Genomic DNA, 20,036 nt, shown 5'->3' with positions numbered 1-20,036 from the left:
CCGTACCCCACGCCCGGCGGTCACAATCCGTCAGCAGGGCCGCAGCAGCGTCCGGGATGCAAAAACCCTTGACAGTGGCCGGAGTCACTTCTACCGTTGTTTTTGGGATCCCAAATTGGGATCCCAAAAGCTCACTTCCCGCTCTACGCTCCGGATCGTCCAGCGGAACTTCTTTCCCGTCGGCAGGCCAACGCCCTGCCAGGTAAGCACTCCACATGATTTGCATCCCCATCCGTAAACTTCCCCGTGAAGGAGAAGCTGTGTCCATCCCAAACACTGAAACAACGTCCACGTCCGACGAGGCCGCTGCCCGCACTGCCGAAAAGCCCGGAAAGGACGGCACGCAACGGCGCACCGCCGTCCGCTGGAAAATGTTCCTGCTCCTGCTCGTCCTGGTTGCCGTCAACTACATCGACCGCGGCTCCATTTCGGTCGCACTGCCCATCATCCAAAAGGAATTCAATCTCGCCCCGGAGCTTGTGGGCCTGCTGCTTTCCGCCTTCTTCTGGACCTACGCCCTCATGCAGATCCCCGTGGGCCTGCTCATCGACAAGTTCGGTCCCCGCAAGGTGATGACCGCCTCCTGCGTCGGCTGGGGCGCGGCAACTGCCGCGTCAGGGATGGCCGGAGGCTTCCTGAGCATGTTCATCGCTCGCCTCGGCATCGGCGTGACCGAAGCAGGTGTCATGCCGGCCGGCGGCAAGCTCAACGCCATCTGGATGCACAAGTCGGAGCGCGGCCGCGGAGCCACCATCCTGGACGCCGGCGCCCCGCTGGGTGCAGGCCTTGGCGGCATCCTCATCGCCGGCCTCATCGCCGCAACGGGCAGTTGGCGCAGTTCGTTCGTGATCGCCGGCGCCGCAACAGTCCTGATGGGCCTGGCCGTCTGGTGGTACGTCCGCGACAACCCGCGGCAGCATCGCGGTGTCAATGCCGCCGAAGCCGATTACATCGAAGCGTCGCACGCTGCCGAGGATGCCGAAGCCCAGCTCGACGGCAGCCAGGGCAAGCGCGCGCTGCTCCCCTACCTTAAGTTCCGCTCCTTCTGGGCGATGTGCTTCGGCTGGCTCGGCTTCAATGGAGTGTTCTATGGCCTGCTGACCTGGGGCCCGCTCTACCTCGCCCAGGCCAAGGGCTTCGACTTGAAGACCATCGGCTGGTCCACCTTCGTCATCTTCGGTGCCGGCTTCGTGGGTGAAATCCTGGGCGGCACCATTGCTGACAAGTGGCGTGCGTCCGGCGCCTCAGCCAACCGGGTGATGCGCACCCTCCTGGGCATCTCCAGCGCCGTGGTGATCGGCGGCCTGGTGGGCGTCACCGTGGTCCCGGACCCCACCACCGCGGTGGTCCTGCTCTCCCTCGTCATGTTCTTCCTGCGCTGGGTCGGCCTGTTCTGGAGCATCCCGTCCATCCTCGGCGGCCGCACCAACGCAGGCGTGCTGGGCGGTGCCATGAACTTCAGCGGCAACATCTCCGGGTTCGTCACTCCAATCGCCGTCGGCCTGATCGTGGGTGCCACCGGCTCCTACACGTGGGCGCTGCTGTACTTCGTGGGTTCGGCGGTGATCATGGGCGCATCAGTCCTCACCCTGAACTACAACAAGCGGCTTCCTGTCTAAGCTGACCCTCGCAGGGAAACTTGCAAACAATGCCCCGCAGCCGGGAGCAGTGCCGTACAAAAATCCGAATGGAGCACCATGCTGACCGCCGAAGAGACCCAGGACAAGGACCGCCCCCTCCGCGAAACCGTCCGGGACACCCTCCGCACCAGGATTTTTGAAGGACACTACGCTCCCGGCACGCGGCTGGTGGAGCGCGACCTGGCAGCCGAATTCTCCGTCTCCCGGCTGCCGGTCCGCGAGGCCCTGCGCATGCTCCGCCAGGAAGGCCTCATCAGCGACCGAGGCGCACGCGGGGCTGAAGTGAGCAGCCTCAGCCCCAAGGACGTGGAGGACCTCTTCGACGTCCGCCAGTCCCTGGAAGTCCTGGCCTGCCGGCTCGCCGCCAAGCGGGCCACCAAAGCGGACCTCGCCTACCTCAAGGGGCTGCTGGACAACGCGGAAGCCTTCCTGGCCAAGGGAGCGGTCATGGAGGCACACCGCTCCAACAGCGAGTTCCACGACGCCATCACGGCCATCGCGGACAACAACTTCCTCAAATCCGCCCTGGAACCCCTTCAGGGCCGGATGCACTGGCTGTTCCGGCACGTCAGCGACCTGCCCGAACTCATCCGCGAACACCGCGACCTGTACGCCGCCATTGCCAGCGGCGATCCGGACAAGGCAGCCGCCCAGTCCGCATCACACATTGGAAAGTACCGGGACCAGTTCCCCGAGGACTTCCAGAAGACCGAACCAGAATTCCACCGGAAGAGAAAATGAAACTCCTGGTCATCAACCCCAACATCAGCGCGGATGTCACGGCGCTGATTGAATCCGAGGCGCTCCGATCCGCCTCCCCCGGCACCGAACTGTTGGTCCGGACGGCCGGCCACGGCGTGGAATACATCGAGACCCGCTTCGAATCGCTGATCGCCGCCGGTGCTGTAGCCGAGATCATCGCCGAACACACCCGCCCCGGCGCAGCCCGGGTGGATGCCGTGGTGGTGGCCGCCTTCGGCGACCCCGGCATGCCGGCCCTGAAGGAACTGGCGGACGTGCCGGTCATCGGGATCACCGAGGCAGCACTGTGCGCAGCCGCACTGCAGGGCCACCGTTTCTCCATCATTGCCATCTCGGACCGGATCAAGCCCTGGTACCGGGAATGCGTGGAGCAGTTCGGCCTCGCCGGGCGGCTGGCCTCCATCCGTTCCATCAACGATTCCCTGAACAGCATCGCCTCCGTGCAACAGGACTTTCGGGAAACCCTGCTGGCACTCAGCCGGCAGGCCGTCGCTGAGGACGGCGCCGACGTCGTCATCCTTGCCGGCGCGCCGCTGGCCGGCCTTGCCCGGGAACTCAAGGGACAGATTCCCGTCCCTGTAGTGGACGGCATCTCCGCTGGCGTCCGCATGGCCGAAGCCGTCGCCGCACTCCAGTCCGGTCCGCACCGGGCCGGCGCCTTCGCCCCGCCCCCGGCAAAGGACCGCAAGGGCCTGTCAGGCAACCTGGACTCGGCCCTCGCCGCCCGCCAGGAGCATGCCGGCACTCCCACGCCCACCGCCTAGCCACAGCCCACCGACTTCAGGAGGACACCGATGTCCCGCCAGCCTCAACTCGTTATTGCCAACGCCACCGTGGTGAACAGCCACGGCCGCCAGGAAGCGCACATCGTGGTGCAGGACGGGCGCATTGCCCGACTCCTCGACGCCGCGCTGCCCGTCCCCGCGGCGGACCACACCATCGACGCCACGGGCAAGCTCGTAATCCCCGGCGGCGTGGACGGACACTGCCACGTCGCCCAGGTGACCGGGCGCTTCCGCACCCTGGACGACTACCGGACCACCTCCACCGCAGCCCTGTGGGGCGGGACCACCACCATCATCGATTTCGGCATTCCCCGCGACGCCCAGGAAACCCCGCTCGCCGCCGCCCTGCACAAAAAGGAACTCGCCACCCAATCCCGCTGCGATGTTGCCCTCCACGGTTCCGTGGTCAGCTGGGACGAAACAGTGCCCTGGCAGCTTGGGCAGCTTGCAGCGGAAGGCATCAGGTCGGTGAAGATGTACACCACCAACCGCGGCACCACCATGGCCGACGGCGACACCATCCTTAAGGTCATGCGGGAAATGGTGCGGCTGGACGGGTTGACCTACATCCATGCCGAGCACGATCCGATCATTGCCGACTGCACGGGGCAGCACGCCCAGGATGGCCGGATCGGCATCGAACACCTGCACCGGACCCGGCCGGAGCTGGCAGAGGAGATCTCGGTCAAGGAAACCCTGGCCATGGCCGAGTACACGGGCGCCCCGGTCTACTTCGTCCACCAGTCCACGCCCGGCGCCGTGGACCTGGTGAGCGAGGCCCGGGACCGCGGGCTGGAGGCGTACTCGGAAACCTGCCCGCATTATGTAATGCTGGACGACTCCGTCTACGGCTCGAAATTCCCCGAATGGTTCGCCTGCTGCCCGCCCATGCGCAGCGCCGAAACCGTGGCCGCCCTCAAGGATCGGCTGGTGGCCGGAGCCATCCACACCATGTCCTCCGACCATTCCTGCTACGACCTGTCCCAGAAACGCGAGCGCACCGGCGACGTGCGCGCCATGCCCCACGGCCTGCCCGGCGTGGAGACGCGGATGCCGGTCACGTTCACGGCCATGACGTCCGCCGGGGCAACCGTGGAGCAGTTCGTGGAGGCCTTCGCCGCGGCGCCTGCACGCATCAACGCCGTGCCCGGCAAGGGCCGCATCGCCGAGGGGTTCGACGCCGACCTGGTGGTTTTCGACCCCGCCGAGGAACGCACGGTGGACGGCTCAGCCCTGCACATGGGAACGGACTTCTCGCCCTTCGACGGGAAGGCACTCACGGGCTGGCCCGCCGTCGTTGTGTCCAACGGGCGGGTGGTCCTGGACGCCGACGGCTTCCACGACCCCGGCGCCGTGGGCCGCTTTATAACCCGCAACGGCTTCCGGGAGCACCAGTCCGCTGCCCCCGAAGCCTCCCAGCTCACCGCCGCCCTCTAGGAGCCACCATGCCCGCAACCACACGCCCACGCAGGATCGGCATGATCGTGCCGTCCTCCAACACCTGCCTGGAACCCCAGACCTACCGCATCCTGGGCAGCCGCACCGATGTCACCGTGCACTTCACCCGGATTCCCGTCACCCGCATCGCCCTGGACGATTCCTCCGACCGCCAGTTCGACCCCGCAGTCATGCAGGAGGCAGCCGGGCTGCTGGCGACGGCGGATGTGGACGTGATTGCCTGGAACGGCACCTCTGGCTCGTGGCTGGGCTCGGCGCACGACCGGGAGCTGGCGGCCGGCATCACCGGCGCCACCGGCATCCCCGCCACCACCTCCACGCTCGCGTACCTTGAGGCCTTCCGGACCTTCGGTACGGAGCGGATCGGCTTGTTCACGCCGTACACGGAGGACGTGAACCACCGGGTCATCGCGTCCTACGAGCGCGAGGGCATCAAGACCGTGGACCACCGGGCGCTGGGCCTCAGCGACAACGAGTCCTTCGCCCGGGTCACCGACGATGAAATGCGTCCCGGCTCCCGGGAGCTCGCTGCCGCGGCCCCCGACGCCCTGGTCTACCTGTGCACCAACCTTTACGGGGCCAACATCACCGCAGAGATCGAGGACGCCACGGGCGTTCCGGTGCTGGACTCCGTGGCCGTCACCCTCTGGCACGCCCTGAAACTGGCAGGCGCACCGCTGCTTGAGCCCCGGTGGGGGCGGCTGCTGGCGTAGCCGGCCTTACATCCGCAGGGTCAGGGCACCGGGCTCCATGGTCATGAGCACGTGCTTGCCCTCGCCGTCATGGTCCCCGTCCAGCTGGTAATCGTCCTTGTGTTCCAGCGTGATCTCCACGGTCTTGCCCTGGAAGTACTCCACGGCAGTGTCCTTGCCGCGGCCCTTGCCGATCATTCCCGCCACCACCGAGAGCCAGCCCAGCTTTCCGTGATGGGGCGCCAGGACCGCGATATCCAGCAGGCCGTCGTCCACTTTGGCATCAGGGAAAATCTCAAGGCCGCCCTGGACCTTGCCGCAGTTGCCCACCATCACGCTGCGGACCCCGCGGTGGACAGCCCTCTTGCCGTCAATCACCACGGTTGCCTTCACTGGTTTTCCGGGCAGGTTCCGGATCCCGGCGTCCACGTAGGCCAACCAGCCCACCTTGTGCTTCAGTTCCTGGTTGGTGTCCGCCATGATCGTGGCGTCATAGCCCATGCCGGCCATCACCAGGAACATTTGGTCCTTGTCCGGATCGCTGCGGCGGGCGCGGACCACGTCGATCTTCCTTTCCGTGCCCACCAGGGCACCGGACAGGGCGCCGTCATAGTCGGTGACGTCGATGCCCAGGTTGCGCGCCAGGAGGTTGCCCGTTCCCAGCGGCAGCAAACCCATGGGAATGTCCCCGCCGGCCAGGACCTCGGCGACACACCGTACTGTCCCGTCGCCGCCGGCTGCGATCACCAGGTCGGCGCCCTGGGCCAGGGCTTCCTTCGCCTGCCCCACGCCGGGATCCTCCTCCGTGGTCTCGAACCAGAGGGTTTCGCCCCAGCCGTTCTCCTCGCAGTGCTTGGCCATGAGCTCCCGCACGTCGATGTCCACCGTCTTTGCGGGGTTGATGACGACGGCGGCACGTTTGGGGGAAGGGGAATGGTGGTCAGTCATGGCGTCCTCTGGTGGCGGATGGAAAGCAAGCTTCTGAAAGAAGAGTAACCCGCGCCTGGTGCCTTTCCGTGCCTACAGCGCCTTGACCGCACCCAGCACCTGGGCCAGGGAGTCCTTGGCGTCGCCGAATAGCAGGGACGTCTGCGGCTGGTACAGCAGGTCGTTCTCGATGCCGGCGAACCCCGGGCGCATGGATCGCTTGAGGAACACCACCTGCCGCGCCTCCGCCACCTCCAGGATAGGCATCCCGTAAATTGGCGAGCCGGACGAGGTCTTGGCTGCCGGGTTCACCACATCGTTGGCGCCCACCACCAGGGCCACGTCCGTGGTCTTGAACTCCGGGTTGATCTCGCCCATCTCCTTCAGCGACTCGTATGGAACGTTGGCCTCGGCCAGGAGCACGTTCATGTGGCCCGGCATGCGGCCGGCCACCGGATGGATGGCGAAATCCACCTCGATGCCGCGGGCTTCCAGGGCCAGGGCCAGTTCGGCCGCCGTGTGCTGGCCCTGGGCCACGGCCAGGCCGTAGCCGGGGACGATGATCACCCGCTGGGCGTACCCCAAAAGAACAGCCACGTCCTCCGCCGACGACGAACGGACGGGACGCTCGCTGACGGCCGTTGACCCCGCCGTCGAACCTCCCCTGAAGGCCCCGAACAGGATGCCCGCCACGCTCCGGCCCATGGCGGCGGCCATGGCCCGGGTGAGGATGGTGCCCGAGGCCCCCACCAGGGTTCCTGCCACCACGAGCAGGACGTTGCCCAGCACCAGGCCGGACGCCGCGACAGCCAGGCCGGTGAAGGCGTTCAGCAGCGAGATGACGATGGGAACGTCTGCGCCGCCCACCGGCAGCACCAGCAGGACACCGGCGGCAAGGCCCAGGAGCAGCAACAGGACCGCAAGGGGCAGCGAACCGGTGACCACCACGGCCACGCCGGCGGCCACTGCGGCGAGCAGGACCACGGACATCACCACCGGCAGGCCCGGGAACACCACCGGCCGGGTGGTCATCAGTTCCTGCAGCTTGGCGAACGTGATGCCTGAACCCGCAAAGGAGACGGCACCCACCAGGAGCGTGAACACGATGGCCACCCGGACCCAGGGATCGTCCGAATGGGCCAGTTCCAGGAGGGCCACCAGTGCGGCCGCGCCGCCGCCCACCCCGTTGAACAGTGCCACCAGCTGCGGCATCTGCGTCATCTTCACGCGCCGGGCCACCGGTGCCGCCACCGCGCTGCCCACGGCGATGGCGCCCACAATCCAGGGAATGTTCTCCAGCCGGGCGGACAGGAACACGGTGGCGACGGCGATCAGCGCCCCGAGTGCGCCCACCAGGTTTCCCCGCCGGGCCGTCCGGGGGGAGCTGAGGCCGCGCAGGGCCAGGATGAAGCAGACCGCCGCGGCGAGGTAGAGCAGGGAGGTCCAGACGGGGTCGAGGAGGCTCATTTGCTGCCCGCCTTGGGTCCAGTGACGGTCCGGGCTGCGTCCTTCTTGGCGTGGAACATATGCAGCATCCGGTCCGTCACCACGAACCCGCCCACGAGGTTGGCGGTGGCAAGGACGACGGCGAGCAGCGCCACCGCCAGGACCCACGGGTCTGCTGCCTGGCCGGCCACAATGATGGCGCCGACCAGGATGATGCCGTGGATGGCATTGGCGCCGGACATCAGCGGCGTGTGCAGGGTGCTGGAGACCTTGGACACCACCTCGAAGCCGACGAATACCGCCAGTACCGTGATGGTCAGCAGGGCTGTTCCATCCATCAGAGCGCTCCTTCCTGCCGGACCGAGGCTGCGGCGGGCTCCGCGGCACTGCGTGCCCTGGCCGCCAGCAGCTCCGCCGTGGGCTGGTGCCGCACCACGCCATCGTGGGTGAGGCAGGCGCCGGCCACCACTTCGTCGTCGAAATCCAGGGTCAGGGTGCCGGCACCGTCATCGGCGCGGACCAGCAGGGCCAGCAGGTTGGCCACGTTCTTGGCGTAGAGGCGCGAAGCGTCCGAGGCCATGGCCGAAGCCGCGTCCTTGAGGCCCACCAGGGTGATCTGCCCGGTTCCGTCGGCGGTGGGGATCGGGATGTCCTGGCCCGGCACAGACCCTTCCACGTTGCCCCCGGATTCAGCGGCGAGGTCGATCACGACGGATCCCGGCCGCATGCCCTGCACCATCTCCCGCGTCACCAAAAGGGGCGCCGGCCGCCCGGGGACTGCCGCCGTCGTAATCAATACGTCCGATTGCGCCACGTGGGGCGCCAGCAACTGCCGCTGCCGGGTGCCGGCGTCGGAACTCAGCTGCCGGGCGTAGCCGCCGGCCGCCTCCGCCGTCTCGAGATCCAGGCGGATGAAGGTGCCGCCCATGGATGCGACCTCGTCCGCGGAGGCGGGGCGGATGTCGTTGGCGAAAACCCGGGCACCCAGGCGCTTGGCCGTGCCGATGGCCTGAAGTCCAGCCACTCCGGCCCCTAGCACCAGGACCCGGGCGGGCGGCACTGTCCCGGCGGCGGTCATGTACAGCGGGAAGAAGCGGGGCAGCCGGATGGCCGCCTCCAGCACGCAGCGGTACCCGGCCACCAGCGCCTGGGAGGTCAGGGCGTCCATGGACTGGGCGCGGGAAATGCGCGGCACCAGTTCCAGGGCGAAGGACGTCACCCCGTTGTCCGTAAGCGCCTGCACGGCCGGCAGCTCGGACGACGGCGACGCGAGCCCTACGGTGACGGTGCCCCTTTTCAGGGACGCGGCAGTGTGCGGGTCAAGGGGGCGGACGTGGGCAAGGATGTCGAGGGCGGCAATGTCCAGCTCCGGGACGACTGTGGCGCCGGCCTTTTGGTATTCCTGATCCGCGTGTCCGGCACCATCCCCTGCGCCGGTTTCCACCAGGACCTCCAGCCCCAAACCGGCCAGTTGCCTGACGGTGTCCGGAGTGGCGGCAACACGCCGCTCACCCTCCCGGCGTTCCCGCGGTATGCCCAGTTTCACCCGGCAGCCCCTCTTCCTCGCAAGCAGTGCAGCGACTCTGCTGCACGCAGTTGGCTAGAGTCTAGGGCCACTGCTGCCGGGAGGGGAGTGGGACGGCCGGCTTGGATGGCAAACAGTTATCTCCCGCCGTGTGCTGATGTGCGCAGCGAGGATCCGGCCGGCTGCGCAGGGGCAGTCCCTGCGCAGCGTAACCGGAGGTGGCTGCGCGGTGCGGCGTGCCTGCTATCCGCGCGCCGTGAGGTCAGCCGAGATGAGCTTCGCGGTGGCCATGATCTCCTGCGCCACTGATGCCAGGTAGGCGTCCCGGTCCGGCTTCGCCTCCACGGACTGGGCCTGCAGGGAGACGTTCACCGCGGCCACCACCTTGGATCCGTCGTAGACCGGCGCTGCTACGGACATCAGGCCCAGCTCCAGTTCCTGGTCCAGCAGGCACCAACCTTGTGCGCGGACGGTTTCCAGGACAGCCAGCAGCTCCTGGACAGATCCGAGGGCACGCGGCGTCAGCGGTTTGATGTCGGCAGCCGCAAGATACGCCTTGAGCTCTGCCGGCGGCAGGTAGGCGAGCAGCACCCGGCCCATCGATGTGGCGTAGGCCGGGAACCGCGTGCCTACGGTGATGCCGATGGTCATGATGCGGCGGGTTGTCACGCGGGCGATGTAGGCGATGTCCGTGCCGTCCAGCACGGCGGCGGAGGTGGACTCCCCCAGCTTGAGGGAGAGCTCCTCCAGGTGCGGCTGGGCCAGCTGCGGCAGGGACAGCCCCGAGAGGTACGCGTACCCCAGCTGGAGGACCTTGGCGGTCAGCGCGAACGTCTTGCCGTCCGTGCGGACATAGCCCAGCTCCACCAGGGTGTGCAGGAACCGGCGTGCGGTGGCCCGGGTCAGGCCGGTGCGGCCCGCCACCTCGGTAAGCGTCATGACCGGACGCTCGGCGTCGAAGGCACGGATCACGGCAAGGCCCCGCGCCAGCGACTGGACATACTGGTCGCTGGCCTGCGGGGCGGGCTGGGTATCGGTACCTGCGGCGTCGGTCATGGTTACCAATCCTAGGGCCGTCCTGCTGTCCTCAGGCAGCGGCCTTGAGGGGGACGGGAACCAGTTCCTGGAGTTCTTCGAGGGTGCAGCCGAACGTCTCGCGGACGGTCACGCCGTCCGGTCCGGTGAGGAACACCGCTTTGTCCGTGTAGACGCGGGTGACGCAGCCGACGCCGGTGATGGGATAGGTGCAGGACTCAACGATCTTGGACACGCCCTCGCGGGTGAGGAGGGTCATCATGACGAACACGTCCTTGGCGCCCGTGGCCAGGTCCATGGCACCGCCGACGGCGGGAATCGCCCCGGGTGCCCCGGTGTGCCAGTTGGCCAGGTCACCGGTGGCGGAGACCTGGAAGGCGCCCAGGACACAGATGTCCAGGTGCCCGCCGCGCATGATCGCGAATGAATCGGCGTGGTGGAAGTAGGACGCACCGGGGAGTTCGGTCACGGGGATCTTGCCGGCGTTGATGAGGTCGCCGTCGATCTGGTCCCCTTCAGCAGCAGGGCCCATGCCGAGCATCCCGTTCTCCGTGTGGAGGGTGATGTTCTGTTCGTCGGTGAGGTAGTTGGAGACCAGGGTGGGCTGCCCGATTCCAAGGTTCACGAAGGACCCCGGGGCGATGTCCTTGGCCACGAGCCGGGCCAGCTCGTCCCGTCCCAGCGGTGTGGTGGAGGTCTGGAGCGTTGTTGCGGTGCTCATCTCAGGCTGCCTTTTCGGTGGTGGTGGAGGTGCCTGCGCCGCTGCCGGCAACCTTGACGATGCTGTTGACGTAGATCCCCGGGGTGACGACATTCTCCGGGTCCAGCCCGCCCACTGGGACGATCTCCGAGACCTGGACGATGCTCTGCCTGGCGGCCGCGGCCATGATGGGCCCGAAGTTGCGGGCAGTCTTGCGGTAAACCAGGTTGCCCTTGCCGTCGGCCTTGAGGGCCTTGATCAGGGCCACGTCGGCGTGGATGGGGGTTTCGAAGACCTGGCCGCGGCCGTCGATGATCCGGGTTTCCTTGCCCTCGGCGAGCATGGTGCCGTACCCGGTGGGGGTGAAGAACCCGCCGATGCCGGCCCCGGCGGCGCGGATCCGTTCGGCCAGGTTGCCCTGCGGCACCAGCTCCAGCTCGATTTCGCCGGCCTTGTACTTGGCGTCGAAGTGCCAGGAGTCGGACTGCCGCGGGAAGGAGCAGATCATCTTCTTCACGCGGCCTTCCTTGATGAGCAGGGCCAGGCCCTGGTCGCCCTGGCCGGCGTTGTTGTTCACCACGGTCAGGTCCGTGGCACCGCATTCGAGCAGCGCGTCGATCAGTTCGAACGGCTGCCCGGCGTTGCCGAACCCGCCGATCATCACGGTGGAACCGTCCTTGATGCCGGCTACGGCTTCCTGGACGGAATCTACGAAGTTCAGCATTACTGGTCCTTTCCAGCGGTGACGTTTTCGAGCACGACGGCCAGGCCCTGGCCCACGCCGATGCAGATTGCCGCGACGCCCCAGCGTTCGCCGGAGGCCTGCAGGGACCGGGCCAGGGTGCCCAGGATCCGTGTTCCGGAAGCGCCGAGCGGGTGGCCCATGGCGATCGCCCCGCCGTGCCGGTTCACGATCGACGGGTCGATGCCCCAAGCGTTAATGCAGGCCAGGGACTGGGCGGCAAACGCTTCGTTAAGTTCGACGGCGCCTACCTGGTCCCAGCCGATGCCCGCCTTCACGAGGGCCTTGTTTGCCGCTTCCACAGGCGCGTAGCCGAAGTATTGCGGATCATTCGCGTGCGCCCCGCGCCCGGCGATCCGGGCCAGCGGCTCCAGCCCCAGCAGCCCGGCGGCAGCCTCAGACCCGATCCATGCCGCGGAGGCGCCGTCGGACAACGGCGAAGCATTCCCGGCGGTGACCGTGCCGCCCTCGGCCCGGAACACTGTCTTCAGGCCAGCCAGCTTCTCCGCCGACGAGCCTGCGCGGATGCCTTCGTCCCGGACCAGGTCGGTTCCCGGCACCGGAGCCACGAGATTGTCATAGAACCCCTCGTCCCAAGCCGCGGCGGAGAGGTTGTGCGAGGCGGCGGCGAACTCATCCTGCGCTTCGCGGGTGACGCCGTACTTCTCGCGCAAACGTTCCGTGGCCTCACCGAGCGAGATCGTCCACTCCTTCGGCATTGCCTTGTTCACCAGGCGCCAGCCCAGGGTGGTGGAGGCCAGGGTCATGTCACCGGCCGGGTACGGCTTCTCGGTCTTGGGCAGCACCCAGGGCGCACGGGACATCGACTCGGCCCCGCCCACCAGCATGAGGTCGGCGTCGCCGGCGTTGATCTGCCGGGAAGCGATGATCGCAGCATCCAGCGAGGACCCGCACAGCCGGTTGACCGTGGTACCGGGAATGGACACCGGCAGACCCGCCAACAGCGTGCCCATCCGGGCGATGTTCCGGTTCTCCTCACCCGCGCCGTTGGCGTTGCCGAACACCACCTCATCAATCCGCTCGGGATCGAGCCCGGGCGCGCGCTTCACGGACTCCTTGATCACGTGCGCGGCAAGGTCATCCGGGCGGACGGCAGCGAGGCCGGAGCCGAACTTCCCGAACGGGGTGCGCACGGCGTCGTACACAAAAGCCTGGTTCATTACTTGTTCCTCTGGTTTGCGTCTGGGATTCCCAACTGGGTAGCAGTTAATGTCGTTTTGGGGGGTCAAAACGACACTTCGCGCTACCTAGTTGGGCTGGGGTTCGTCGGCGTGGGTGCTGTCCATTTCACGGAACACCTGCTGTGCCGTCTTGAACGCGGTGTTGGCGGACGGGACGCCGCAGTAGATGGCGGTCTGCAGCAGAATTTCCTTGATCTCGTCCCTGCTAAGGCCGTTCCGGAGGGCGGCGCGAATGTGCATGGCCAGCTCCTCCCAGTGCCCGTGGGCCACCATGGCGGTGATGGTCACGGCGGAGCGCATCTGGCGCGGAAGCCCGGGCCTGGTCCAGATTCCACCCCACGCGATGCGGGTGATCATGTCCTGGAAGTCCTCGGTGAACCCGTCCTTGTTGGCGTTGGCCCGGTCCACGTGCGCGTCCCCAAGGACTTCGCGCCGGACCAACATGCCGCCGTCGTAAATCTCCTGGCTGGTGGCTCCGGGCTGGACCACCCCGTGCCGCTCGGCGCCGCTCATTTGGCTGTTCCGTGTGATTCGGCCCAGCTGATCAGGCTGCGCATCAGATCGGCCACGTGTGCGGGCGCCTCGGCGGGTGCCAGGTGCGCCACGCCCTCAAGCGTCACGGCGGTGGCGGTGCCGCCCGCTGCGGTGATGCCTGCCGCGACTTCGTCCGCCATGGCCGGTGTGGCGACGCCGTCCAGTGCCCCGGCGATAACCTGTGTGGGGACGCGGATGCTGCCCAGCTCGCTGCGGACGTCGAAGGAGGCCAGGGCCTCGCAGCAGAAGGCGTAGCTGAAGCGGTCGGCGTCGCGTAGGGCGTGCAGGAGCCGGCTGCTGAACTCGGGTTCCCGGTCCATGAAGCCTGGTGCGAACCACCGCTGGGCGGATCCCTGGATCATCACGGGCGTGCCCTGGGTGCGGACAGTTTCGGCGCGCTCCAGCCAGCCCTCCGGCGTGCCGATTTTGGCACCGCTGTTCTGCACGGACAGGCTCTTCAGCCGCTCCCCGTGCTTGATGCCGAGCTGCAGGCCCACCGCACCGCCCAAGGAGACACCGGCGTAGTGGAAGTTCTCACCGGGGGCGATGGAATCAACCAGGTCCACGACGGCGTCCGCGAGCGCTGCGACGTCGAAGGTTTCGGTGGCGGCGGGCGAGACGCCGTGGCCGGGAAGGTCCCAGGCCACCACGTCGAAGTCATTGCCGAGCAGGGTGGCCACACGGTTCCACAGGATGGAGGAGGTGCCCAGGGAGGGACTCGCCACCAGCAGGGGGTGGTCGCCCAGGGGTCGCTGGGGTGACAGCAGCGCTGCCTTGAGGGCCGGTTTAGCCACGGGAAGCTCCGTTCGCGTCGGTGGTGGGGGAAACAAAGTCGGGGAAGGCCGCCAGGATGCGGCGGGAAATCTCTGCCGCCTGGCCAAGGTAGCTGCCGGGGTCCAGGAGTTTCTCCAGCCGTGCGTCCGGGACGACGGCGGCGGGGACAGCTTCGCGGAGCAGCTTGCGGTAGGTGCCGGCTTGCTCCGCCGGGGGCGCCTGCAGGGTCTGGTCCACCACGTCCTGCAGCTGCTGCTTGCCGCTGCGGCCGTCCTTCTCCTCAAGCAATGGAGCAATCGCGGCGTTCACGCCTTCGGCCAGCAGCAGCGGGCCGGCCAGGTCCAGGTTGCGGCGCATCGCATCAGGGAACACGCGCAGCCCTTCGGCCAGCTCCCGGATATGTCCTGCGGCGCCTAGGGCCAGCGCCAGGAGTTGCCGGAGGGCGGGCCACTCGATGTGCCAGGCCCCGTCCGGGCGTTCGTCATTGAAGGTGGCGGCGGCGAGGTGCAGCTGGGCAGCCAGCCCTGGTGCCTGCAGTGCGGCGCTCCGGACCAGGACAGACAGGACGGGGTTCTGCTTCTGCGGCATGGCGGAGGACACCCCGCGTCCGGCGGCGCGCGGCTCGGCCAGCTCGGCCACCTCCGGGCGGCTCAGGAACAGGACGTCCGCGGCGATCTTGCCGAACGCGTCCAGGACCGACGCCAGCGCATGCCCAAGGGATGTCACGGGCAGGCGGTTGGTGTGCCAGGGAGCCGCTGCGGGGGCCAGGCCCAGCTGGGCTGCCAGGGCGTCGGCCAGGGTGAAGGGGGTGGCAGAGGAGCCATCCGTCAGCACCGTTCCGGCCGCGAGCGTTCCCGCGGCCCCGCCGAACTGGGCCGGGAACTCCAGGCCTTCCAGCTGCCGGCCGGCGGCGGCCACGCCCTGGAACCACTGCGCAGCCCGCAACCCGAAGGTATAGGGAAGCGAATGCTGGGTCAGGCTCCTGCCCACGCACAGTGTGCCCTCATGCTGCCCGGCCAAAGCAGCCAGCGCCGTGGTGGTGGCTTTCAGATCGGCCACCACGGCGTGCACGGTGTTGCGGGCCACCAGCATCAGGGCGGTGTCCAGCACGTCCTGGCTGGTCAGGGAGGTGTGCACGGCCTTTCCCGCGCCGACACCGGCGCTATCCAACGCAGCCACGTTCTTCCGGAGGTCCGCCAGCAGCGGAATCACCGGGTTGCCGCCGCCTTGGGCACGGAGCGCAATATCGGCCAGGTCGTAGCGGCCCGCTTCGGCAGCGGAGGCCACGACGGCGGCCGAACCGGCAGGTGCCAGGCCGGCCCGTTGCAGCACGGCTGCCCAGCCGGATTCGACGGCGAGGATCGCCGCCAGGACCGCCCGGTCACCCGTCAGCGCCGCCACGAGCGGTGACGCTGATACGGGACTGAGCAGGCCGGCGTCGGCCTCTTCCGCAAAGGCGCGCAGATCTCCCAGGGCGGCGTTGGTCACTGGAAGTCCAGGAAGACCGTCTCGCCCTCACCCTGCAGGCGGATGTCCCAGGTGAGGCCGCCATCGGGATCGCGGCGGGCGATCAGCGTCCTGCGGCGTTCCTGGTCCAGCGAGCTCAGCAGCGGATCGTTGGCCAGCGCCTCAGTGTCCTCCGGCAGGTAAATCCGGGTGAACAGGCGGTTGGTCAGCCCGCGGGCGAAAAGCGCCACGGAGATGAACGCGGCGGCACCCGGCTTGGTGGGGCCGGGGTTGACGGTGGTGAAGGTGAAGACGCCGGAGTTGCCCACGGCGCCGCGGCCCCACCCGGTGAAGGTGTAACCGTCACGGACCAGGGAGCCGGTCCGCTGGACAACCTTGCCCTCGGCGTCCGGCTGCCAGATTTCCAGGATGGCGTCCGGGATGGTGTGGCCGGCGCCGTCGTAAACGGTGCCCTGCAGGCGGATGCTGCCGGGCGAACCCGGTGCCAGCAGCTCATTGTCCTTCTCGAACGGGAGCGCGTAGCCGTAGAAGGGGCCAACGGTCTGGCCCGGGGTGGGAACAAGTTTGGTGCTCATCTGTCCTATTCCTCATCACCTTCTGCGCCGAGCGCCTCGTTTTCGGTCCAGGTCCGCTTGGGACCTGTCAGGACGATGTCCCAGTTGTAGCCCAGGGCCCACTCGGGCTCGGTGAGGCTGTGGTCGTACGTGGCCACCAGCCGGTCGCGGGCGTCCTGGTCCACGATGGTCTGGTAGATCGGGTCCAGCGGGAAAAGCTGGTCGCCGGGGAAGTACATCTGGGTAATGATGCGCTGGGTGAACTCGGAGCCGAACAGCGAGAAGTGGATGTGCGCAGGGCGCCACGCGTTCAGGTGGTTCTTCCACGGGTAGGCGCCGGGCTTGATGGTGGTGAACCGGTACGAGCCGTCCGGTCCCGTGATGCAACGTCCGATGCCCGTGAAGTTGGCATCGATGGGGGCCGGGTGCTGGTCGCGCTTGTGGATGTAGCGGCCGGACGAGTTGGCCTGCCAAATCTCCACGAGCTGGCCCGCAACCGGGCGGCCGTCGCCGTCCAGGACCTTGCCGGAAACGATGATCCGCTCACCCAGCGGTTCGCCGTTGTGCTGGATGGTGAGATCCGATTCCAGGGCGTGCACGTCCTGGTGGCCGAAGGCCGGCGAGTACAGCTCGATGGTTTCCGGGTCAGCGTGCTGCAGGCTCTTGGTGGGGTGGCGCAGGATGCTGCTGCGGTACGGCGGGTAATCCAGGCGCGGCTGGGTGTCCGGCTGGGCACCATCCTTGAGCGCCCGCTGGTAGGCCTCGCCGATGGCGTTGATCTCTGCGCTGAGGTCCGCCTGCGACTCGATGGCCTTGTCCAGGGGCTGGTGGGCAGCCTTCGGTTCAGCCGGAGGCACAAGTTCCTCCGACTCCAGCTCCGCGGTGATGTCTTCGGGCATTGCTGGCTCCTTTCCGGTTGGTTGTTCTCTTAAAGGTCTGGGCGTGGATGGTTCAGGTGCGGTGCAGGGAGTCGTACTGGACTGCATGGCGCACCGGGGCATTGGGGGCCCCGTAGCCGTCGTACTTGCCGCGGCGTTCCACCATTTCGAAGAAGACGCTGCCCACGGTGGCTGTATAGAAGTGCAGGAACTCGCCGTCGGCATCCCGGTCGAACAGCAGGTTGAGCTCCTGCAGGGTGGCCAGGAAACCGGGCTCGAGGTCGAACCGGGCATCCAGGTCCTCGTAGTAGTTGGCCGGGATCTGCAGGAATTCCAGGCCCCGATCCCGGGCGGCCTTGGCGGTTGCCACGAGATCGTCCACGGCGAAGGCGATGTGTTCCTGGTAGGTCTTGCGGGCTTCGTTCTGCGCCTGCTGCACCGGTGCCAGGTTCAGCACCAGGCGTACGTCGCCGTTCGAGGCCTGCATGACCTGGGAGCGCACCAGCCCGCTGGGGCTGGGCACCTCCGCGAACGGCTGCGGCTCCAGGGCCAGCGCGCTGGTGTAGAAGAGGACAGCTTCGTCGAAGTGCTGCCACGGCTGGGCAAGGTTGACGTGGTCGATCACCGCGCTGGCTCCGGCGGACGGGTGTTCCAGCCCTTCCCCGAACTCATGCGTCCAGGCCGCGGTTCCGTCAGGGCTGCCCTGGCAGAGGAAGATCTCGGTGGAGTCAGGGGCGGAGATGCCCTGGAACACTTCCTCGTCCGCCTGCACCTTGCGGGCCACCACGGGGGCCTTGAGCTGCTGGGCCCGGGCGGAGGCAATCACGGGGGAATCGACGTCGAACCCCAGCGCGGCGATGGCTGGCTCGGCATGCCGGGCCGCCTGTTCGTTGATGATCACCCGGGCCTGGCCCATGGTCCACAGCTGGACGTCCTTGGTGCGGTGCCGGCCTTCGAACGCAAACCCCAGCTGGCCCAGGAGTTTCTCGAGCTGCGCGGTGTTGTCCGCCTTGACCTCGGCGAAGTTGAAGCCGGCGGGTTGGTTCACCTTGGGCAGGGTGGCCAGTTCCATGGGATAACGACGGCGGAGCGCGGCGCCGTTATCCGGCGCGCCTTCGGTGCCGGCCAGCCATTTGGCGCTTTGCTCTTCAAGCCAGATCAGCGAACGCATGGCGTCCACGGCCGTGCGCTCCACATCGGACTGGCGGAAGACGTCGTTGAAGACCTCCAGCGAAACAGGTCCGGTGTAGCCGGCACGGACCACGTGGCCCATGAACTTGGCCAGTTCAAACTGCCCTTCGCCCGGGAACACCCGGTAGTGGCGGCTCCAGGAGAGGACGTCCATGGAGAGCTTGGGGGCGTCCGCAACCTGGACGAAGAAGATCTTGTCCGGGTTGAACGCCTCGATGTGGGAGGTTTCCCAGTCCCGGGAGAGGATGTGGAACGAGTCCAGGCAGGTGCCGAGGTTGGGGTGGTCCACCATGTCCACCAGCCGGTAGGCGTGCTCGTAGTCGTTGACGTACTTGCCCCAGGCCAGCGCTTCGTAGGCCACCTTGACGCCGTGGTCGCCAGCCAGGTTGGCAAGCTGTGCCAGCTGTTCGGCGCGGAGGGCGTCGTCGTCGATGCTGGCGGTGGCCACGTTGGAGCAGACCAGGATGGTGTCCATGCCCAGCCGGGCCATGAGCCTGAACTTGGCCTCAGCCCTGCGGAGGTTGGCCTTGAGCAGGTCCGGGGTGACGCCGTCGAAGTCGCGGAACGGCTGGTAAAGGTCAAGGCCAAGGCCCAGGTCCGCGGCCATCTTCCGCACGTCCTCGGGACTGAGCGGGGAGGTGACGAGGTCCTGTTCGAAGATTTCGATGCCGTCGAAGCCGGCGATGGCGCACGCCTGCATTTTCTCTTTGAGGGTGCCGGACAGGCAGACGGTGGCGATTCCGGTGCGCATCAGGCGTTCACCTCCTCGGCGGCCACAAGCTCCAGGAAGTGGCTGCGCATGCGGTCCGGATCAGCATCCAGGCCAGTGAAGATCCGGAACGCGTCCGCGGCCTGGCCAACGGCCATCCGCCCGCCGTCCAGGACGTCGCAGCCCTTGGCCCGGGCACCCCGGACCAGTTCGGTGTCGATGGGGCGGTAGACGATGTCCGCCACCCAGTGCCGGGATTCCAGCAGGTCCAGGTCCAGCGGGACACCGGGGTGGGCGGCCATGCCCACGGGGGTGCATTGCACCAGGCCGTCGGCCAGGCGCATCAGCTGCGGCAGCTCCGCCGTCGTGCCTGCCGTCACGGTACTGTCCGGGAAAAAGCCTGCCAGTTCGGCAGCCCGGGCCTGGGCGCGCAGCGGGTCCACGTCCACCAGGTGCAGCGTGCGGACGCCGGCCGTCAGCAGGGCGTAGGCGACGGCGGACCCTGCACCGCCGGCACCCAGCTGCACCACGCGGTCCAGCCGGGCTCCGGGGAGGCCGGACGACAAAGCGGCGGCGAAGCCGGAGAAGTCAGTGTTGTGGCCGATGAAGCGGCCGTCGCGGATCACCACGGTGTTCACGGCGCCCAGGCGGCGGGCGTCCGGGCTCACCTCGTCCAGGTGCTGCAGGACCAGCTGCTTGCAGGGGTGGGTGATGTTCAGGCCGTTGAAGCCAAGGGTCCTGGCGCTGTGCAGGATGGCGCCCACCGACTCTCCGGCCAGGCCCAGCTCCAGCAGGTCGATGGGGCGGTACAGGTAACGCAGGCCCTGCACGTCACCTTCCCGTTCGTGCATGGGCGGCGTGAGCGATGGCGTGACGCCATCACCAACCAGTCCCACCAGGTAGGACTCAGTTCGATTGCTCATGCGTGCAGCTCCTTTGGTACGGCACCGGGCAGGCGCGGAAGTTGGGCCGCGCTACGGGGTGACAGGGATTACGGTACATCATTTGTTCACTT

At 67.7% G+C, this 20,036-nt stretch carries 20 protein-coding genes; 5 read left to right on the top strand and 15 right to left on the bottom strand.

All coding sequences use genetic code 11. From position 1 onward, the window contains the following. The first annotated feature begins 260 nt into the window (after nucleotides 1–260). The 5 genes from ACR65K_RS12020 to ACR65K_RS12000 all read left to right on the top strand — a co-directional run bounded on the left by ACR65K_RS12020 (nucleotide 261) and on the right by ACR65K_RS12000 (nucleotide 5,358). Nucleotides 261–1,619 carry an MFS transporter gene (locus ACR65K_RS12020; RefSeq protein ID WP_056335758.1) on the top strand — a complete coding sequence of 453 codons (1,359 nt, stop codon included), beginning with the start codon at nucleotides 261–263 and terminating at the stop codon, nucleotides 1,617–1,619. Between the two features lie 78 nt (nucleotides 1,620–1,697). Further along, a complete protein-coding gene (locus ACR65K_RS12015; protein ID WP_056335762.1) occupies nucleotides 1,698–2,381 on the top strand; it encodes a GntR family transcriptional regulator in 684 nt (227 codons plus the stop codon). Then, entirely contained in the window at nucleotides 2,378–3,166 is a 789-nt protein-coding gene (locus ACR65K_RS12010; protein WP_440153008.1) for an aspartate/glutamate racemase family protein, read from the top strand. Before ACR65K_RS12015 ends, ACR65K_RS12010 begins: the two co-directional genes overlap by 4 nt. A 30-nt stretch (nucleotides 3,167–3,196) precedes the next feature. Then, on the top strand, nucleotides 3,197–4,624 hold the full coding sequence (locus tag ACR65K_RS12005; RefSeq protein WP_440153006.1) for an amidohydrolase family protein: 1,428 nt from the start codon (nucleotides 3,197–3,199) through the stop codon (nucleotides 4,622–4,624). An 8-nt stretch (nucleotides 4,625–4,632) separates the two neighbouring features. Further along, nucleotides 4,633–5,358, top strand: coding sequence for a maleate cis-trans isomerase family protein (locus ACR65K_RS12000; RefSeq protein ID WP_440153004.1), 726 nt, complete (start codon nucleotides 4,633–4,635; stop codon nucleotides 5,356–5,358). A 6-nt stretch (nucleotides 5,359–5,364) separates the two neighbouring features. Here the strand turns inward: ACR65K_RS12000 and ACR65K_RS11995 are convergent, their stop codons facing one another. The 15 genes from ACR65K_RS11995 to ACR65K_RS11925 all read right to left on the bottom strand — a co-directional run bounded on the left by ACR65K_RS11995 (nucleotide 5,365) and on the right by ACR65K_RS11925 (nucleotide 19,944). Beyond that, nucleotides 5,365–6,285 (bottom strand): diacylglycerol/lipid kinase family protein, encoded by a 921-nt coding sequence (locus ACR65K_RS11995; protein WP_440153003.1) that lies wholly within the window; start codon nucleotides 6,283–6,285, stop codon nucleotides 5,365–5,367. A 72-nt stretch (nucleotides 6,286–6,357) separates the two neighbouring features. Then, complete coding sequence (locus ACR65K_RS11990) at nucleotides 6,358–7,731, bottom strand: NAD(P)(+) transhydrogenase (Re/Si-specific) subunit beta (RefSeq protein WP_056335772.1); 1,374 nt, start codon at nucleotides 7,729–7,731, stop codon at nucleotides 6,358–6,360. Next, nucleotides 7,728–8,048 (bottom strand): NAD(P) transhydrogenase subunit alpha part 2, encoded by a 321-nt coding sequence (locus tag ACR65K_RS11985; protein ID WP_056335774.1) that lies wholly within the window; start codon nucleotides 8,046–8,048, stop codon nucleotides 7,728–7,730. Before ACR65K_RS11985 ends, ACR65K_RS11990 begins: the two co-directional genes overlap by 4 nt. After that, nucleotides 8,048–9,256 carry a Re/Si-specific NAD(P)(+) transhydrogenase subunit alpha gene (locus ACR65K_RS11980; RefSeq protein ID WP_440153002.1) on the bottom strand — a complete coding sequence of 403 codons (1,209 nt, stop codon included), beginning with the start codon at nucleotides 9,254–9,256 and terminating at the stop codon, nucleotides 8,048–8,050. Before ACR65K_RS11980 ends, ACR65K_RS11985 begins: the two co-directional genes overlap by 1 nt. A gap of 222 nt (nucleotides 9,257–9,478) precedes the next feature. Further along, nucleotides 9,479–10,291: an IclR family transcriptional regulator domain-containing protein gene (locus ACR65K_RS11975; RefSeq protein WP_440153000.1), complete on the bottom strand. Its 813-nt coding sequence runs from the start codon at nucleotides 10,289–10,291 to the stop codon at nucleotides 9,479–9,481. 31 nt (nucleotides 10,292–10,322) lie between these two features. Beyond that, the gene (locus tag ACR65K_RS11970) at nucleotides 10,323–10,991 is read right to left on the bottom strand and encodes a 3-oxoacid CoA-transferase subunit B (RefSeq protein ID WP_440152999.1); all 669 of its coding nucleotides are present in this window, start codon (nucleotides 10,989–10,991) and stop codon (nucleotides 10,323–10,325) included. 1 nt (nucleotide 10,992) lies between these two features. Beyond that, on the bottom strand, nucleotides 10,993–11,694 hold the full coding sequence (locus ACR65K_RS11965) for a 3-oxoacid CoA-transferase subunit A (RefSeq protein ID WP_440152998.1): 702 nt from the start codon (nucleotides 11,692–11,694) through the stop codon (nucleotides 10,993–10,995). Continuing rightward, nucleotides 11,694–12,893 carry a thiolase family protein gene (locus tag ACR65K_RS11960; RefSeq protein ID WP_440152996.1) on the bottom strand — a complete coding sequence of 400 codons (1,200 nt, stop codon included), beginning with the start codon at nucleotides 12,891–12,893 and terminating at the stop codon, nucleotides 11,694–11,696. The genes ACR65K_RS11965 and ACR65K_RS11960 overlap by 1 nt, the downstream gene beginning before the upstream one ends. Before the next feature lie 87 nt (nucleotides 12,894–12,980). Then, nucleotides 12,981–13,427, bottom strand: a complete 447-nt coding sequence (pcaC, locus tag ACR65K_RS11955; protein ID WP_440152994.1) for a 4-carboxymuconolactone decarboxylase — start codon at nucleotides 13,425–13,427, stop codon at nucleotides 12,981–12,983. Continuing rightward, on the bottom strand, nucleotides 13,424–14,242 hold the full coding sequence (locus tag ACR65K_RS11950; protein WP_440152993.1) for an alpha/beta fold hydrolase: 819 nt from the start codon (nucleotides 14,240–14,242) through the stop codon (nucleotides 13,424–13,426). Before ACR65K_RS11950 ends, pcaC begins: the two co-directional genes overlap by 4 nt. Beyond that, a complete protein-coding gene (locus ACR65K_RS11945) occupies nucleotides 14,235–15,710 on the bottom strand; it encodes a lyase family protein (RefSeq protein ID WP_440152991.1) in 1,476 nt (491 codons plus the stop codon). The genes ACR65K_RS11950 and ACR65K_RS11945 overlap by 8 nt, the downstream gene beginning before the upstream one ends. Continuing rightward, nucleotides 15,707–16,264 carry a protocatechuate 3,4-dioxygenase subunit alpha gene (gene pcaG, locus ACR65K_RS11940; RefSeq protein ID WP_440152990.1) on the bottom strand — a complete coding sequence of 186 codons (558 nt, stop codon included), beginning with the start codon at nucleotides 16,262–16,264 and terminating at the stop codon, nucleotides 15,707–15,709. The genes ACR65K_RS11945 and pcaG overlap by 4 nt, the downstream gene beginning before the upstream one ends. Nucleotides 16,265–16,269: 5 nt before the next feature. Then, on the bottom strand, nucleotides 16,270–17,142 hold the full coding sequence (pcaH, locus tag ACR65K_RS11935) for a protocatechuate 3,4-dioxygenase subunit beta (protein ID WP_440152989.1): 873 nt from the start codon (nucleotides 17,140–17,142) through the stop codon (nucleotides 16,270–16,272). A 52-nt stretch (nucleotides 17,143–17,194) separates the two neighbouring features. Beyond that, a complete protein-coding gene (locus ACR65K_RS11930; RefSeq protein WP_440152988.1) occupies nucleotides 17,195–19,063 on the bottom strand; it encodes a bifunctional sugar phosphate isomerase/epimerase/4-hydroxyphenylpyruvate dioxygenase family protein in 1,869 nt (622 codons plus the stop codon). Continuing rightward, on the bottom strand, nucleotides 19,063–19,944 hold the full coding sequence (locus ACR65K_RS11925; RefSeq protein ID WP_440152987.1) for a shikimate dehydrogenase: 882 nt from the start codon (nucleotides 19,942–19,944) through the stop codon (nucleotides 19,063–19,065). The genes ACR65K_RS11930 and ACR65K_RS11925 overlap by 1 nt, the downstream gene beginning before the upstream one ends. Nucleotides 19,945–20,036: the final 92 nt, after the last annotated feature.

It is taken from the genome of Arthrobacter sp. SAFR-179 (genome assembly GCF_059414945.1).
This window is presented reverse-complemented; position numbering and strand designations above follow the sequence as displayed.